Origin of the sequence: Bradyrhizobium sp. LTSP857 (genome assembly GCF_000938285.1) — a bacterium.
Lineage (GTDB): Bacteria > Pseudomonadota > Alphaproteobacteria > Rhizobiales > Xanthobacteraceae > Bradyrhizobium.
This window is the reverse complement of record NZ_JYMS01000027.1, coordinates 278,002-293,022: the sequence shown is the minus strand read 5'-3', so window position 1 is coordinate 293,022 and position 15,021 is coordinate 278,002. Positions and strand designations below refer to the sequence as shown.

The following is a 15,021-nucleotide window of genomic DNA, read 5'->3' as shown; positions in this document are numbered from 1 at the left end:
CCGGCTCAAGGGCGAGGAGCCCCTCGAGCGACCGTGCTACGCCTCTGGCAAACCCCTCAAAGGCACTCCAGCTCATCGCAAAATGTGATGGACAACCTCCGGCGATTTCCCGTGCCGTGGGTGGTGGAGGACCAAGAGGAATGCTTCCTCAAGCGACCGGCCCTTACAGCTTTCGGCTCGGCGTCCTGCTTGACGAAATGGAACGCCCGCGGCGTCAATGCCATTGAATTTCGCCGAGAAATCGTTCTACATTTAGTTGTACTACGAGCTGGAGTATCCTGGAGAAAACAGTGGCACGCGAAAAGTGTGTTGGGATCACCTCATTAATTGCGGGTAAATCGACCCTAGACTCTTGGACGAGCGCATTCGCAGTTGGCATAAAGCCAATTATTATAACCGAGCCAGCAAATCGCGAACGTCTAGAGTCGATCAAGCATGAGGACACTGCGCGGGCCGCCGCGGAAGCGATTTACGTCACTTCTCTCGGTTCTCCGGATGCGCTTGCAGAGGAATTGCGCCGCACTCTAGCAGAACGGAATCTGCAACTATCTCACTGGATCAATGTCAATGATCCGCTGACTCCAAGTTTTCTATACGCTGCGGATAGACTTGAGATTACCTTTCCCTTCCTTGAGCAGTATACAGCTTGTCGTCTTAAGCCTGTTGCGCGTGGCGCCGCGTACCATTCTGGTTGTAGCAGCTTCGATGCTCGGACAGAATGGCTGAACGCTCCGAGTCCACTACCCAACGCGGATGGCGTATACATTGCCAAGCCAATCTCCGGCTCTGGAAGTCGGGGAGTCAGGCGCCTCACAAGTCACAGCGAGTGGCTTCAGTATTGCTCAAAACAACTTGCGGAAGCTCCCAGCGCGAACTTCCTCGTTCGGGGGTTCGAACCATTCAAACAAGTTTTGATTGAACCTTGCCTGATCGGCGAAGAATGGGAAATTGATGGCTTTATAGATCGAGAGCAACTTCATATCTGCGCAGTCGGTTACAAATACCATGACTACACCGAAGAACATGGTTTTAGAGAAATCGGTTGTTCGATCCGGCGATTTAACGGGAAGACCTCTGCTGACGAGAAGGTAATAGACCGTCAGATCGAAGCTTGGACTCGAACTCTTCTCAGCTCACTAAACTTTATTTCAGGCGCCTTCCACATTGAAGCCATGCGCTGCGGCGATGCCTGGGAGTTGATCGAAATCAATCCCCGCCCGGGTGGGGGAACTGTCCTCGCGATGGTCAAGGAGCTTTCGGGCGTAGATCTTAATCGTCAGTCTGTAAGACTTTGGCTTGACGCTCCTGCAGATCAGAAGCCTAGCCCGCAATCGCACGAAGCGATGCTGAACGTCATCGTTCACCCATCGCGCGATGGCTCAATCAAAGCTATTAAAGTGGAAGCAGAGTTCACGCTCGATCTTTTTGAACAGTCATATGCTGCCAAGTGGTTTCCGATAGCGAGTGTAGGCCAAAAGGTTTCAACGACACAGGGAGAACAGTACCTTGGTGAGCTCCATATATATGGGCTTACGGTACCTTGTAATACCTTAGGTCCAGTCGCCAATCGGATATCTGACTGGCTTCTAGAAAACTATTTCGTCGTCATCGATCCATAGCTTTCACCCCGACATCGACCGGAATGCAGTCTTCATGATCCAGGAAGTTGATTTCACTGCATTGGGCGAAGACGCCGTCGGTAGACTGCCTTATTCATCTACGCGGCTCGGCTTATACGAGCGATTAATCCAATATTTCGCGGCAGTATCTACGGCCGGCGGCGAGTATCTGGATATGATTAATTTCCACCGAGATGTATATCCGCCTGTCGTTTCTCTGCCTGAGAGTGAATCTCTTTTCGCTCCGGAGCACGGTTATGCCTCTCCCGATGGACTTCCCGAAGTTGGCCAACTCATCCGCGAATATGAGAGGGTGCGAGCAGATCGCTTTGCGCATCAGTTAGGGCGTTCCGTAAAACCTTCGTTTGAAACAATGGGGGTTGGCATCGGAGCTGGCACTACCGGAGTTATGAACTGTCTGCTCCCGGCGATTAGAGACGTTTCGAATCAAGAAGCACCATGCATTGCCCTCACTATTCCTCTGTACTCCGTTTACGACGGAATTTCTCGAGAGCACGGATTACAGCCGATCTACCTTCAGACTCGTAGGGAAGCCAGCTTTCTGCCAACCGCCGCACAGGTGGCATCTATCTTAGAGAAACGGCCTATAGCGCTAATCCTCACATATCCAAGCAACCCCGCCCAAACTACATACGGCCCGTCCAGGTTCGATGATCTGAAAGCGATCATCGAACTTTGCCAACAATCAAAGACGTTCTTGATCGTCGACAACATTTATCAAGATACACTCTGGTCCGACGGCGCGGTAAATCCCGAGGTTTTTGCTCTAACAGACTCAGACCGCTTCGTAGTGAAGGTTTCCGGCCCATCCAAGGATCGGCCAGGATGCTCTGGGTGGCGCATTGGCCATTGGATTGGGGATAGTGTTTTACAGGAGCGATACTTCTATTACGTCTCTATCCAGTACAACACGCCCAACAGCGCCTCACGTTGCGCCCTGGCATTAGATCTCCTGTGTCGCCTTGCTCAACTGCGAGGTCGTCTCGAACGGAGCGACATGGATCTGCTAGGAGGCGACATCGCAGGCTGGAACCGCCCGATTAATCGCGACCGACTATATAGCGAGATTCTGAACAACCGCTTGAGCTGGAACCTTCGACTTGGTCAGATCGAGACCATTCAAAAGAATGCGCTCAACCTTCTAAAACACATCGCATTAAGCAGCGACGCCTTCAGCGAAGTCGTGAACGACGACATCGGGAATGTCCTGCTGGTACGAGCAGCTCCGAAATATTTTGGTGGGACTGATCATGAGCTCTTCATTTCTTTGATGAACGCGACGGGAATAGGCATTCTGCCCGCGAATGCCTTTGGATTCCCTCCGACGAGCGGCGACGCGTGGTTTCGCATCACCACAATACATCAAGAGCCCGAACGGATCGCAGATCAGTTATCCCGCGTAGCAGCAGCCTTGAAGTCCGGTCTTTCATAAGCGCATTCTTCTAGTGTGACTTTGCAGGGGGGTCCGTCCATCATGACATATCGAATTTTGAGCCTGAGTGGGGGCGGGGCGCGTGGCCTGTTTCAAGCGAAAGTTCTGTCCGAAATTCAGTCCTGGCTTCGCGAAGGAGAGGAGGTAACGGATCATTTCAATCTGATCACGGGGACCTCCACTGGAGGGATCATCGCGCTAGCGTTGGCACTCCAAATCTCAACGGAGACTATACTCGACTTTTACGAGAAGCTCTCCGGCACTATCTTTCCGGAGCGCACCTTTCGCCGGGGCCAACGCGACATTTCGTATCTAGGCAAGGGATCGCTATATGACAGCGAAGTTTTGCGAGCAGCGTTAGAACACACGTTCAAGCGCGGCGGTCGCGATCTCTATCTCTCCGATTGCAATCCTGACGTTATAATCCCTGCTCTCAATCTTGATGAATTCAAGATCAAGCTCTTTTCGACCCTTCCATTGGATCCAAACGGAGGACTGCCTCGCGATACTCGGAGGAAAGCGCTTGACGTCGCCTTGGCGACTTCTGCCGCACCAATGTTCTTTTCCTCACACGGTCCGAGTAGCCTTGGGCGTGATAATCAAGACCACGATGATCCCAAAAAACCCGCCAAGGAACGGTTAGACAATGTTCGATATGTGGACGGAGGACTTTGGGCCAACGACCCATCTCTTTCTGCTATAATTGCTGCTCATCAGCACTTAGGTGTGCCTTTTGAAGACATTCAATTGGTCAGTATCGGGAATGGGGAGAGCCCGAGCGGCGAATTGGCTACCAATTTCGAGGGTATGCGACGCCTCAAGATGCTCCGCCCAATCTTAGATATGATGTTTTCGACGCAAGCCGAAATGGGCCAGCGGTATGTTGAAGTTCTTCTCAAGCACACGGAAGCTAAACCGCGCGTTTTGCAGTTTAACACGACATTGAAAGAGCTCGTCCCGCTAGATGACGCTGTGCGTGCTAGGGAAATCCTTCTCCCCAGAGCTGAGCGCGAAGCAGAAGAGAAGCGTGAGAGCTTTCTTAGGCTAATTCGCGAACCACCATCACTTCCGTCTACTAAGTGCATGCTCGGGCAGCCGACGAAATTCAATGTCTCGAGATTCGAGGATGACACCTCCGACCTCTTCTATATTTTGATCGTGGTTTCGCCGGTTAAATTATTGCACGCGGTGCGTAAAACCTTTGAGACGTGGGCGCCACAGCTTGACGAGGACGAAGCTCCAAACGGAATAACGGTCGTAGGCGTTTATGACATTTATGGCTCCTATGACATTGTCGTTTGCGCCCGCGCCCAAGATGTCAACGCAGCGACCGTTGAGGGGCATGTGAGGAATCAGATACGTCTGCGCAACCCTGATGTCGTGATGTTGGATGAAGACCTTACCGTCTGGGATGTCAGCAAGGAGTATTTGGTTCGACGGACGGGCGAAGCTATTAGACGCACAGACTTGGAGGCTCGTGCGATGCGAGCATTTTGTGAGATCGAACCTTCGCTTCAGACTGAAGATTTCTTGAAAGGTATGTTCGATCGGCTCATGGAAGCCTGTACGTCGGCCTACGGCACGCAGCTCATCGCTTTCAACAAATGCGCGGAGCGTGTACTGGCAGAGTTTTACGTTGCGTGCGGAGGTTATTACGATCTGAGTGATCTAATCCGGAAGATCGAAATGAACGTCGCTCCTGATGCGCGCGGAAAAACAACTTGGCTTTCGTTTAGTTCCTGGGAGCTAACTCCGTGACAATTTCCAGCGACGATAACGCCGATCGAGATATCGGTTCAGGAACGCAGAGCCGGTTCAGCGGAGCCATCCGATGCCGGACGATTGTAAAAGATAAACGCTGGTTTACCTTTTAAAGCGAGGCACCAACTCAACTGGTGGACGCACGCTCCTAGAGTTGTTGGACGACCTTCCTCTGCGCGTCAGCGTCCTGCTCGATGTATCGTTGGGTGGTCCGCAAGTTGGAATGACCCGCTAAAATCTGGACGTCTCTGAGCGACCCGCCGACACTTGATATTTTCCGCGCGGCACCGGTGATGAAGGTGCGCCGCCCGCTATGGCTGGAGCAGCCATAGAAGCCCAGATGCCGATACCAGCGCTGAAACATGTTGACGATCGCCTGCGCGGAGGTCCGACTCCCGCGCTCAGTGACGATAACGTACTCGCTCATCCTTCGAGTGATCGTCTTCCTGTATTCGATCAGCGCGCTACGGGCATCCGGGTGCAGCGGGATCGTCCGGCCCGACTTTCCCTTGCTCGCGATGTCAAACAGGCAAATGGCTTGGGCGATGTCGCCCGAAGCGTCATTGGTCATTCGCCATGTCAGGCAAGCGATTTCTTTCGCTCGTAGGCCGGCCTTAGCTGAGAGCAGGAAGATCAGTCTGTTTCGCTCGGGGTACCTGGTCGTCGCAAGGTAAGCGAGCACGGCCTCGGCCTGCCCCTTGCTCAACGTCTTCGCTTGCTTGCCCAATCCCATTTCGTCCTCCCGACGCAAAATCGACGGCTAATAGGACGCTGGAGTGTAACCAGTCCGGATCAATCGTACATGCTGATGTCTTCAGGCTCTGGGGCCGCGGAGAAGAATACTCTCGAAGCGTCGTTGCGCGAGCTGTGCTACCCTTTCGGGGGACCCAAATTCAGCTACCCCCCGCCCCTCTTCGACGCCCGGCCGAGCTTGTTGCTGCGAGATTCATGTCCGTTGCGAATTATCCGCCGACTAACCAAGATAAGCTGTGTTTCCCGAGCCAAGCCATCGCCGCCGAGCAAACGAGCGAAACCAAGCCGGACCAGAACCAAGAACGTCCACGCGCGGCACTGATCGAGCGCAGATAAAGGAAGGCTCCGAGTAGTGTCCCGTAGTTCTTCCTGAAGTCTCCGTTGAGCTTGGCTATCTTCGATAGCTCTGTAGACGTTTCGTTTCCGTCAGCCACGACGCTGGCTCCCATGTCGACTACCAGCACCCTATCAACCACTGTTTTGCCCGACGGCGCAAGAGATATTTCGGTTTATCGAAATATTGCGCGACTGGCCTCGCGCGGCTGGTGAGGCGCACTCAGTCGTGGTGACCAAGTTTGAGCCGAGGAATGGGGCCCTTGAGGAAACCGACAAACGACACGCGGTTGGTCAGCGCCTCTTAGCGGACATGTTAGCAGACGGACGATGAAGTCAGGTGGTGATAGGGACCAAATAGGCGTGCTTCAGTTGGCGGATTCCCATCCAAAGGAGATTAGCGATGGATTGGAATCGTGTGGAAGGCAACTGGAAGGAAATGAAGGGCAAAGTCAAAGAGCAATGGGGCAAGCTTACTGACGATGATCTCGACGTCATTGCAGGCAAGCAAGACCAGCTCGAAGGCCGTCTGCAGCAGCGCTATGGTTACGCAAAGGACCAAGCGCAGAAGGAAGTAAACAGTTGGTACGGTCGCCAGAAGTGGTGATCAGCACAAGGGGCTCTGCTTAGGCAGGGCCCTTTTGTTTGAGTGCGATTAAGTTTCGAGGAGTCTGGTCATGTCTGGTCCAACCGAAGAAGAGATTCGTATCAAGGCTTATCAGCTATGGAAGGACGCTGGCGAACCGGCATGCAGAATGGATAAGTTCTGGTACGAAGCGGAGAGCGCGCTGTTGAAAGAGCGGACCGAGTTAGGTGATCCCCCGCCGGGTTTGACAGACAACTTGCCGGTTTAGGCCACACTAGTAGATATTGAGATGTCTGCTTCAGGGGCTCAAGCAGACGTCGGCGGGCAACACTGGCCATTTCGCTTTTTGACCCGATGCGGACATCGGCCAGCAAGTCTTGCTGTAGATCGAGAAACGGTTTTCAACCCTATCTGCGGTCAGTTTGCGGCGATAAGATACACTCTCCTCGTCTGGAGGTGGCCATGCAACGACGCAAGTTCATGAAGCTTATGGGAGCTGCGACAGCCGCGTTACCATTGGAGGCTCTCGCTCAAAGGACTCCGATCCGCATCGGACTTCTCGCAAGTGGCTCAGCGACATCGCATTATACGGTGAATCTGATCAAAGCGATCAAACAAGGGCTTTTCGATTTCGGTCTAGTCGACGGGCGGGATTATTTGCTCCAGCCGCGCTATGCGGAAGGAGACTATGAAAGGTTTCCAGCGCTGGCACAGGAGCTAGCTCAAACAGGCATCACGATCATACTCGCCCATACGATTGCCTCCGTACGCGCCGCACAGAAGCTTAATCCGCCCATTGCCATCGTTATGCTATCGATCAACGATCCGGTCGGAGCCGGTCTCGTGGCTAGCCTTTCAAAACCCTCCGGGAACACAACAGGTCTCGCGAACCTTGAAGAAGATCTAACAACGAAGCTGCTGGAGTTTCAGCGGAGCATTGTTCCCAAGGCAATGACAATTGCAGCTCTCTTTAACCCAAGAAATCCGACCCATTCGTCTTTCCTGGAAAAGCTCCGGGCGCAAGCGGAGGCTGTCGGCATGACGGTTCTCCCAGCGGAACTGAAGACGCCGGAGGTATTAGACGATGTGTTCGCCGGAATTGCCGGCCACCGACCCGACCTACTACAAATTATGTCGGATTCTGGAATTTTTGATTTGAGCGAACGCATCGCCTCGCTGGCATTGACGCACCGCATTCCGAGCTTCGCAACATCGCCAGATTTCGTCGGAGAGGGTGGCCTACTCGCATATGGTGCATCGAGACGGCGTCTCTTTATTCGTTCAGCCTACTACATCAAAAGGATTCTTGAGGGTACACGACCCGGCGACTTGCCAGTCGAGCAGCCAACGCGGGTCGAACTATGGATCAATGTTAGAACTGCAAAGGCACTCAACCTTGTAGTTCCAACGACACTACTCGCTCAAGCTGACGAAGTAATTGAATAGAACCACAAGTCGCCTATTGGCCCTTAGCCGACAAGCCCTACGAGGGCTATTCCGTCCGCTTCTGGCGCAGCAGCAGACATCGACCGTAAGCGGATCTTAGCAGCAAGCCGGGATCATCGATTTCAAGTCGTGCGGCGAAGGATCCTTGCTTGCTGTGCTACCCTTTCCGGGGACCCAATTTCGGCTACCCCCGGCCCCGGGGTCCGAGAGCTTGATCGCAGCAAGATCAGGGCTGGACCCGTTATGAAGCGCGAGGATGATGCTGAAGTATAATCGGTCGTATAAGAGGTCTCTTCTTACCGAACATGAAAATGCCCAAGGGTCAGGGACTTGAGGGGACTGATGATAGAAGGGTTATTCTATAATCAGTTCACCCAGACGCTCGACTGAGTTTTAAAGACCGGCATGCAAGCCTGACTCGGCTCCCAACTCAGTCAACCAGCGTTGTCACCATATTTTTCGAGGGGAATCGCCGGGCAAGAGGAGCACATGAGTCAAATGGACTTAGGCAATCAGCAGGGATGACGCGAGGTCTCGCGTGCATTGATGTCGCTGTTGGTTGGTGAGGATCACGGAACGCAGCCTTAAAACGATGCGCGGAAATGGAACGTCCCCCGGGGAATAGCGACGCATTCACTGACACTGCTAGGCTTCCAAACCGGCGTTAGATCGAAGCTCGTCAGGATCCGGAATCGTCACCATGCGCAACACCTCATGTCCTTCGGCAAAGACCCGCTCACCAGGCGACATCGATGACGCTCGGGAATTTGGCGGTAGTTCAAACGTCCGAACCTGCACGACGGGCCGGCGGCCGTTGATATAAAGCTGATCAAGCGCGTGATAGACTCCGGCGAGGAAGCCGAACAATTGCTTAACTTCCTCGATGTTCGTTCGCGCCAATACCTGCTCGACGGTGCTCCGCGTCTTCTTGTGGGCGAAAACGAAGTGCCTCACGTCGCGGTATTTGTCTTCGTAGAGACGCCGCCAATGCGCTACCTGCTTTTTCAAATCCCGCACGTCCTGCACCGTCATATCGTAGGCGTCGGCGGCGTAGCGATTTGCCTCCGCCGGGGTCATGGAGCCGGAAGCAACACGGCGGGCCGCGAGTCCCGACTTCGTCAACAGATGCAGGTTGTCATTGGTGACCCGGATCAGCTTGTCAATGTTGTGATCCGACTTGGCGTCTTGATCGAATATCCGCCCCAGCGTGGCGAACGCCGCCAACAGCATTGCGTGATGGGTGGTTCGCCAGAAAAGTGGCGTCGAGTTCATGTTCCGGAGCACACCCTCATCCGACCCAGCCAGGGTCCGCACCGAGAGGAACGCAAAAAAATGCTGCTGGGCGCTCTCTTCCTCAGTGCGGAAGACCTCCAGTTCTTCTTCAAATGGATTGGTCACAAAATACCCCGTCGCCGCCCCGACAACCCCTGATATAAGGGACTGCAGGGCGGAAATAAGATGGCGGTTTGCGATTATTGCGGGACAACGTATCGCGGTGGGGCCGCCGTCCACGGCAATCTCCGCTTCTGCACCCACCAATGCCGCGAGCGCGGATGAATCCTTGAGCTGTTGGACGAGTTTGCTCCGAAAGTAATCGATGCGGAGATCCAGAAGCTGCGAACTGGACCGTGCGAGGAATGCGGTGCCGAGGCAAATATTGACATCCACAAGAGCCATCGGGTCCACTCGGTCGTCATATGGACGCAGTGGCGGTCGCTTTCTCACCTTTGTTGCCAGTCGTGTGGTCGGAAGCATCAGTGGAAGGCGATCGGCTATAGCGGAACATTGGGCTGGTGGGGGCTTCCATTCGGCCTGATGATCACGCCGATCCAGATAGCGCGTAATTTCTTCGCCATGATGCGCCGCGCAGACCGGCCGTCACCAGACTTCATTAGGATTATGAGGGTGCACCTTAGCGGAGCGAGTATCCGCAGCCGCCAGACAGGCGCAGCCCTGAGGGGAAGCCATGCTGCCTCCAAGCCAGCCATGATCGCGGGTTATCACCAGCATCAGCCTTGTCGGACTCGGCGAAATCGACTAGAACGAAATAGGAACAATGGACGTCAGAATGCCTTACGACGGCCGAGCGGTAGCCAATTTCGTCCTCGACGTCTGTGCCGAGCGCGGAGTGAAAATCTCGAACCTCTCCCTGCAGAAAATCGTCTACTTCTGCCACGTATGGTCGTTGATTGAGCTTAAGTCTCCGCTCGTCGGACAGAGATTCGAAGCTTGGGAATACGGGCCTGTCCTTCCGTATCTGTATCGCGAGTTTAAGAGTTTTGATCGGTCGCCCATCGGTGGGCGAGCAACGCGAATCGATCCGCTGACGGGACGCAACGAGGTTGTGCAATATAATTTTGATAGTGCAACAACGGATATGCTCACAAAAATAGTAACGTTCTATTCCCGCCTCCGACCCGGGGATTTAGTTGAACTTACGCACGCTGTAGGTGGGCCATGGTACACTGTATGGAATCACTCGGGGGCAATAAACCCCGGCATGAAGATCCCAGACGAGCAGATAGTAAGTTTCTATTCCAAACGGGTACCCCCATTCATTCTGCAATGAAGCGAGGCCGGCGTGTCGAAACTTAAAGTGCCATCGGTACAGCATCTGGCTCGCAATTGGCGCAACACGCCCGAGCGGACCTGCCGGAAACTTGTCTCCCTAGTCGAAAACCCGCCGATCTTTAACTACAATCCATTGTTTGCAGCTGTAAGGGACATGCTCGTCTTCAACCAGCCCTACGATGAAATCGTCGAAGGTATTTGCCGTGGCGTCAAACGGGCCGACGTGCGGGGAAACCTGCTAGGCGTTCTTCCGCTCATCCGGGATCACTTTGCCAGTGTGGCCCCCGACTTCGTGCAAGGAATTGACCGGCGTTACTACTCGATTGGCCGTGGGTTGATGGTGCCCTTTGATCCTCCACTGTTGTACGGGGCAGGAGGTAAACTCACCTTTCCGTGGTTCAGCTTCTGGCGATCAAATCCATTGGCCGATGCGCGACTGTCGCTCTTCGTTACGTTAGTGGACGAACTTCTGGCAGATGACCCCGATCTAGCTGCGGCCGATTTCCAAATCTTGGATTTCAGCGTGCCGAAAGTGAAAAGGCTGAAGGCGGAACAGTCGAAACCACCGCGACAACTTCGTATCATTGACGCGCGAGATATTCCTCGCGTCAGTGAGCCAACAAAGCTGGAGATGCTCACCGTTTTTGCCGAAGGCTACTTCATGGCAGTCGCAGAGCTGTCCGCTTCTACAGGTCGACCGGGCGAAGGCCAGACCCGTGAGCGCGACCCGAGGCAGGCAGATTTCTTTGACGACGACCCACTCACTCCGTCCTGATCCAAACACTGAAGTCATTCTGGACGGGACCGGTGTCAAACCATTTTGCCGGGCATATAACCGGATGCTTGGTGATTCGGCCGCGCGGCGCTCTGCTGCCTCCGAATTTTAACCGGGCACGCCACTCGGGCCTGCAATCTTTGGGAATCGGTAGCCGTGACTGCGGAAGTTACTTTTAAATCGGCTGTCTCTACGTTCGGGGCAGCCACCAAGTCGAAACTATCGAACAAGGCCGCTATTGGTGCGCCTGAAGATCAGCTGCGTGCGCCGATCGAACGACTGCTAAAAGACCTGGCACCGTTGACAGGGTTGCCCCATGACGCCGTCAGTCTCGTTGGGGAAACTACTCTAAGCTCGCTTTCCACTCGGCCAGACTACGCAGCAACCGTGCAGAATGCTCTGGTCGGTTTCATTGAACTGAAAGCGCCCGGGAAAGGCGCGGACCCGCGCCGTTTCACTGACGAGCATGACAAGAAGCAATGGCAAAAGCTCAAATCTCTCCCCAATCTCATCTATACCGATGGCAATAACTTCAGTCTTTGGCGCAATGGTGTTCTTCAGGGCACTGTGATTTCGCTCGATGGAAGCGTGGAAAGCTCCGGTAACACACTGGTTGCCCCAGCTTCCCTGCTGACCGCCGTTAGCGACTTCCTTCACTGGACGCCAATAGCGCCCCGCACTGTCAAGCAACTTGCAGAAATCACAGCTCGGCTTTGTCGGCTCCTGCGTGATGAGGTGACAGAAGAGCTTGAGCGCGGCAGTCCTGCCCTTACTTCACTCGCGGCAGAGTGGCGCTCCCTGCTTTTTCCGAATGCCAGCGACCAAGAGTTTGCGGATGGTTACGCGCAAGCGGTCACCTTTGGCCTACTGGTAGCGCGGGCCCGCGAGATCGAACTCAAGAATGGTATCGACAAGGCGGCGCTGGAGCTGCGCAAGTCCAACTCGCTCATAGGTACCGCGCTTCGCCTACTCACGGACGATCCCGAGAACCAAAAGGGGCTGGATAGCGCTCTTTGGACTCTAGCTCGCGTGCTCGATGCTGTCGATTGGCGAATCCTGACGAAGGGCGATGCGGACGCTTGGCTCTATTTCTACCAGGATTTTCTAGAAGTCTATGACAACGCGCTCAGAAAGCGCACCGGTTCCTATTATACCCCGCCGGATGTCGTGACAGCCATGGTCCGTTTGGTCGATGAGGCATTACGCGACACGGCGCTATTCGGCCTGCCACAAGGACTTGCGTCGCAGGAAGTTACATTGGCAGATCCTGCAGTGGGCACTGGAGCCTATCTCCTCGGTGCGCTGAGGCGTATCGCGGAGACTGTAGAGATTGATTTGGGCGCGGGAGCGGTGCCGGGCGCAATCGCATCCGCGATCGAACGGTTAATTGGTTTTGAAATGCAGTTCGGGCCGTTTGCGGTGGCACAACTCCGACTCATTGCCGAAGTGCAAACCTTGATGGGCCTAAAGGAAGGCAGTCGCAGCTTACCGACGTTACGACTCTACGTCACCGATACACTCGGCGATCCCTACGCCATTCAAACGCAATTTTCGTCTATGACCCAGCCAATCGGGGAATCGCGGCAGCTGGCAAACGCCATCAAGCGCAGCGAACCGATAACGGTCGTGATAGGGAACCCGCCGTACAAGGATAAGGCCAAAGGAAAAGGCGCATGGATTGAGGCCGGCAGCGCTGGCCGAGCGGCCCCCATGGACCTGTGGAGTCCACCCACCGACTGGGGCGTCAGCACGGATCTCAAGCACCTTAAGAACCTCTATGTCTACTTTTGGCGCTGGGCAACACTGAAAGTTTTTGGGGCTGGCCACCAAGACGCAACTGGTGAGGCCGATACGCCTCGGTCCGGCATAGTCTGCTTTATTACAGCTGCTGCATTCCTAAACGGACCTGGATTTCAAAAGATGCGGGATCAGCTCAGGCGCGACTGTTCGGAAATCTGGGTCATTGACTGCTCCCCTGAGGGACACCAGCCAGAGGTCGCGACCCGCATCTTTCAAGGTGTGCAACAGCCAATATGCATTGTGCTCGCGGCTCGTGCTCCAAAAAAGAACGTGAACGAACCTGCCCGTTTGCACTTCCGAGAGCTTCCCGAAGGAAAGCGAGAGGAGAAGTTCAAAGCTTTGACCGACCTGTCACTGGCTGACAGCGGATGGTTCGACGGGCCGAGCGGCTGGAGAGATGCATTTTTGCCCGATCGGGCAGGCGAGTGGGGTGCGTTTGTCTCGCTCGACGATTGTTTCGTCTCCAATAGCTCTGGCATCATGCCTGGAAGGACTTGGGTCGTTGCGCCAGATACTGCGAGCCTGCGCCAGCGATGGGACAGGCTTGTCACTGAGACCTCGCCAGCACGAAAAGAGGAGTTGTTTTTTCCAACGCTTCGGGATGGGAAGTTGGCGGACCGCCATACCAATAAAGTCGTCACTGACGGGCTCGTTGGACATGAGTTCAGGCAAATCACCGTCGCGAACGATCACGGCTCAGTGGTTAACCCCATCAGATTTGGCTTTAGATCTTTTGACCGCCAATGGCTGATCCCTGACAACCGACTACTCCTTTCTGCTCGACCGGAGCTTTGGCAAAGTATGAGCCGGCACCAAGTGTTCCTCATTTCGCTTGAGAAACGGTCGCCAGAGAATGGACCCGCGCTGACACTATCGGCTCTGTTGCCCGACCAGAACTTTTACAAGGGGTCCTCAAGCGGGCGCGTGTTTCCGTTGTGGCGAGATGCTGCCGCTACGATTCCAAACGTTAAACCAGCGCTGACGGACTACCTTTCGTCAGTCTTCAGCCGGACCGTGTCGCCCGAAGATATGGTAGCCTACATCTCAGCATTATTGGCCCATCCTGCCTTCACCAAGCACTTTCAAAGTGATCTTTTGCGGCCAGGTCTCCGTGTGCCCGTCACGGCTCAGTCAGAGCTGTTTGTTGAAGCAGTAGACATCGGACGCCGAGTGATTTGGCTGCACAGCTACGGTGAACGATACGCCGACGCTAGTGCGGGCCGTCCTCCCTCGCCGCCCCGGCTACCACCGGGAGAGGGGCCGACTATTCCTGCAGACGGGGCAATCCCCGGTGCGCCCGAACCGCTGCCGAACACCATGGAATACGATCCTTCACGCCTTAGATTGTTTGTAGGCAAGGGGTTCATCGACAACGTCCCGCAAGCGGTCTTTGAATACGAGGTCTCAGGTAGGAACGTTCTGCGGCAATGGTTCAGCTACCGTAAGTTTGACCGGTCTCGTCCGATGATTGGCGACCGACGTTCCCCGTCTCCTCTAGAGAAGATGCAGCCCGACCATTGGCTAGATGACTACACAACGGACCTGATGAACTTGCTCCATGTGCTCGGCTCTTTGGTGAAGCTTGAGTCAACCCAAGCTGGCTTGATGGAGCGCATTTGCGCAGGACCCCTGATCGGTTTCCAAGCATTAGCGGCTGCCGGCGCACTTGCTGCTCCGCCGAGCGCAAAGGGGGGACGGAAGGCGCAAGTCGCTGGCGCTCCTGATCTGTTCGGGACCAAGTAACTCAGCAAGCTCCGATCACCGCTTCGCTTGTTTCGGCACACAAAACCGGTACACAATGGACCCCCGGGCGGATCGAAAACCCAGCGAATCAACTTTCTTAGACAGTGGCTACCCAGTCCTTTCCTGGGTCGCCACCGTTCTGCGCACTGGCATGTACAAGGTCCGACCTGCGAATAAGATC

At 54.7% G+C, this 15,021-nt stretch carries 11 protein-coding genes; 9 read left to right on the top strand and 2 right to left on the bottom strand.

Annotation, left to right across the window (positions count from 1 at the left end; genetic code table 11):
- Positions 1-290: 290 nt before the first annotated feature.
- The 3 genes from UP06_RS39995 to UP06_RS39245 are packed head-to-tail and all read left to right on the top strand — an operon-like array spanning position 291 to position 4,830.
- Positions 291-1,619, top strand: a complete 1,329-nt coding sequence (locus UP06_RS39995) for an ATP-grasp domain-containing protein (protein WP_197087308.1) — start codon at positions 291-293, stop codon at positions 1,617-1,619.
- 34 nt (positions 1,620-1,653) lie between these two features.
- Positions 1,654-3,072 (top strand): pyridoxal phosphate-dependent aminotransferase, encoded by a 1,419-nt coding sequence (locus tag UP06_RS18825; RefSeq protein WP_082081479.1) that lies wholly within the window; start codon positions 1,654-1,656, stop codon positions 3,070-3,072.
- Positions 3,073-3,114: 42 nt separating this feature from the next.
- Positions 3,115-4,830 (top strand): CBASS cGAMP-activated phospholipase, encoded by a 1,716-nt coding sequence (locus tag UP06_RS39245; protein ID WP_050031827.1) that lies wholly within the window; start codon positions 3,115-3,117, stop codon positions 4,828-4,830.
- A 151-nt stretch (positions 4,831-4,981) separates the two neighbouring features.
- On the opposite strand, the gene UP06_RS18815 is transcribed toward UP06_RS39245, so the two are convergent.
- Entirely contained in the window at positions 4,982-5,566 is a 585-nt protein-coding gene (locus UP06_RS18815) for a tyrosine-type recombinase/integrase (RefSeq protein ID WP_045004673.1), read from the bottom strand.
- A 756-nt stretch (positions 5,567-6,322) separates the two neighbouring features.
- Between UP06_RS18815 and UP06_RS18810 the strand changes: the two genes are divergently transcribed.
- The 3 genes from UP06_RS18810 (at position 6,323) to UP06_RS18805 (ending at position 7,951) form a co-directional block, all read left to right on the top strand.
- Positions 6,323-6,526: a CsbD family protein gene (locus UP06_RS18810; protein WP_045004672.1), complete on the top strand. Its 204-nt coding sequence runs from the start codon at positions 6,323-6,325 to the stop codon at positions 6,524-6,526.
- Between the two features lie 70 nt (positions 6,527-6,596).
- Positions 6,597-6,773, top strand: a complete 177-nt coding sequence (locus UP06_RS39985; RefSeq protein WP_082081477.1) for a DUF2934 domain-containing protein — start codon at positions 6,597-6,599, stop codon at positions 6,771-6,773.
- Between the two features lie 194 nt (positions 6,774-6,967).
- Complete coding sequence (locus UP06_RS18805; protein ID WP_197087306.1) at positions 6,968-7,951, top strand: ABC transporter substrate-binding protein; 984 nt, start codon at positions 6,968-6,970, stop codon at positions 7,949-7,951.
- 645 nt (positions 7,952-8,596) lie between these two features.
- Here the strand turns inward: UP06_RS18805 and UP06_RS18800 are convergent.
- Positions 8,597-9,628, bottom strand: a complete 1,032-nt coding sequence (locus UP06_RS18800) for an AbiU2 domain-containing protein (RefSeq protein ID WP_045004667.1) — start codon at positions 9,626-9,628, stop codon at positions 8,597-8,599.
- A 379-nt stretch (positions 9,629-10,007) separates the two neighbouring features.
- On the opposite strand from UP06_RS18800, the gene UP06_RS42680 reads away from it, so the two are divergent.
- The 3 genes from UP06_RS42680 (at position 10,008) to UP06_RS18785 (ending at position 14,840) form a co-directional block, all read left to right on the top strand.
- A complete protein-coding gene (locus UP06_RS42680) occupies positions 10,008-10,520 on the top strand; it encodes a Panacea domain-containing protein (RefSeq protein ID WP_045004665.1) in 513 nt (170 codons plus the stop codon).
- Positions 10,521-10,532: 12 nt separating this feature from the next.
- Positions 10,533-11,297, top strand: a complete 765-nt coding sequence (locus UP06_RS18790; RefSeq protein ID WP_197087304.1) for a hypothetical protein — start codon at positions 10,533-10,535, stop codon at positions 11,295-11,297.
- A gap of 156 nt (positions 11,298-11,453) precedes the next feature.
- Positions 11,454-14,840, top strand: coding sequence for a type ISP restriction/modification enzyme (locus UP06_RS18785; protein WP_156163058.1), 3,387 nt, complete (start codon positions 11,454-11,456; stop codon positions 14,838-14,840).
- The last annotated feature ends 181 nt before the right edge of the window (positions 14,841-15,021 follow it).

Coding starts and splice junctions, on each gene's coding strand:
- UP06_RS42680 (WP_045004665.1), top strand. CDS start 10,008: ATGGACGTCAGAATGCCTTACGACGGCCGAGCGGTAGCCAATTTCGTC.
- UP06_RS18805 (WP_197087306.1), top strand. CDS start 6,968: ATGCAACGACGCAAGTTCATGAAGCTTATGGGAGCTGCGACAGCCGCG.
- UP06_RS18800 (WP_045004667.1), bottom strand. CDS start 9,628: ATGGCTCTTGTGGATGTCAATATTTGCCTCGGCACCGCATTCCTCGCA.
- UP06_RS18825 (WP_082081479.1), top strand. CDS start 1,654: ATGATCCAGGAAGTTGATTTCACTGCATTGGGCGAAGACGCCGTCGGT.
- UP06_RS18815 (WP_045004673.1), bottom strand. CDS start 5,566: ATGGGATTGGGCAAGCAAGCGAAGACGTTGAGCAAGGGGCAGGCCGAG.
- UP06_RS39985 (WP_082081477.1), top strand. CDS start 6,597: ATGTCTGGTCCAACCGAAGAAGAGATTCGTATCAAGGCTTATCAGCTA.
- UP06_RS39245 (WP_050031827.1), top strand. CDS start 3,115: ATGACATATCGAATTTTGAGCCTGAGTGGGGGCGGGGCGCGTGGCCTG.
- UP06_RS18810 (WP_045004672.1), top strand. CDS start 6,323: ATGGATTGGAATCGTGTGGAAGGCAACTGGAAGGAAATGAAGGGCAAA.